Genomic DNA, 1,377 nt, shown 5'->3' with positions numbered 1-1,377 from the left:
GGGACTGTAAGACGTTCGGTGTAACTCCCGATCATGGAAGATGCATCGATGACCAGTGAGAACGTGTCCGGATCCGAGGCTGTCGAGCCCGTGGAGGCTGTGCGGGCAAAGGCTGTGGACGATCAGTTGATCGACGAGCTGGTGGGCCGGGCCCAGGCTGAGGGTCTGCAACTGACCGGGGAGGGCGGGCTGCTGCAGCAGTTGACGAAGCGGCTGCTGGAGTCTGCCCTGGAGGGCGAGATCACCGACCACCTCGGCTATGACAAGCACGACCCGGCCGGCAAGAACGGTGGCAACTCCCGCAACGGCAAACGCTCCAAGACCGTCCTGACCGATGTCGGACCAGTGGAGATAACCGTGCCCCGCGACCGCGAAGGCTCCTTCGAACCGAAGATCGTCAAGAAGCGGCAGAGGCGCCTGACCGGCGTCGACGAGATGGTCACCTCGCTGGCCGCGAAGGGACTGACCACCGGCGAGGTTCAGGCCCACCTGGCCGAGGTCTATGGCGCCGAGGTCTCCCGGCAGACCATCTCCACCATCACCGACAAGGTGCTGGAGGGCATGGCCGAATGGCAGAGCCGTCCCCTCGACGCCGTCTATCCGGTGGTCTTCATCGATGCCATCCACGTGAAGATCCGCGACGGTGCGGTGGCCAACCGGCCCGTCTACATGGCTCTGGCCGTGACCACCGACGGTCGGCGGGAGATCTTGGGGCTGTGGGCCGGTGACGGCGGCGAGGGTGCCAAGCACTGGCTGCATATCCTCACCGAGATCAAGAACCGCGGCGTGAGCGATGTGCTGATGCTGGTCTGTGACGGGCTCAAGGGCCTGCCCGAGGCGGTTGAGACGGTCTGGCCGCGGACGATCGTGCAGACCTGCGTGGTGCACCTGCTGCGGAACTCCTTCCGCTATGCCGCCCGCCAGGACTGGGACAAGATCGCCAAGCTTTTGAAGCCCGTCCATACGGCGCCGACCGAGGAGGCCGCCCTGGACAGGTTCGCCGAGTTCGCCGACGCCTGGGGCCGGAAGTATCCGGCGATCGTGAAGCTGTGGGAGAACGCGTGGGAGGAGTTCACTCCGTTCCTGCGGTTCGACACCGAGATCCGTCGCATCGTCTGCACGACGAACGCGATCGAGTCGGTCAACGCCCGTATCCGCCGGGCGGTCAAGGCCCGTGGGCACTTCCCGAACGAGCAGGCCGCGTTGAAGTGCGTCTACATGGCGATCATGTCGCTCGACCCCACGGGCAAGGGCCAGGCCCGCTGGACCATGCGCTGGAAGACCGCGCTGAACGCCTTCGACATCACCTTCGACGGCCGCCTCTCTGCAGCCCGTCAGTAACCGTCAACCCGGTTACACCGCTCGTTTGACAGACCC

General features: G+C 65.4%; 1 protein-coding gene. It reads left to right on the top strand.

Annotated features, from left to right (window positions below; genetic code table 11):
* Positions 1 to 48: 48 nt before the first annotated feature.
* Complete coding sequence (locus ADL12_RS21790; RefSeq protein ID WP_062704355.1) at positions 49 to 1,341, top strand: IS256 family transposase; 1,293 nt, start codon at positions 49 to 51, stop codon at positions 1,339 to 1,341.
* Positions 1,342 to 1,377 lie beyond the last annotated feature (36 nt).

Origin of the sequence: Streptomyces regalis (assembly GCF_001509475.1) — a bacterium.
GTDB lineage: Bacteria > Actinomycetota > Actinomycetes > Streptomycetales > Streptomycetaceae > Streptomyces > Streptomyces regalis.
Note: the sequence above shows the minus strand (reverse complement) of the source record. Positions and strands in the feature narration are given on the sequence as shown.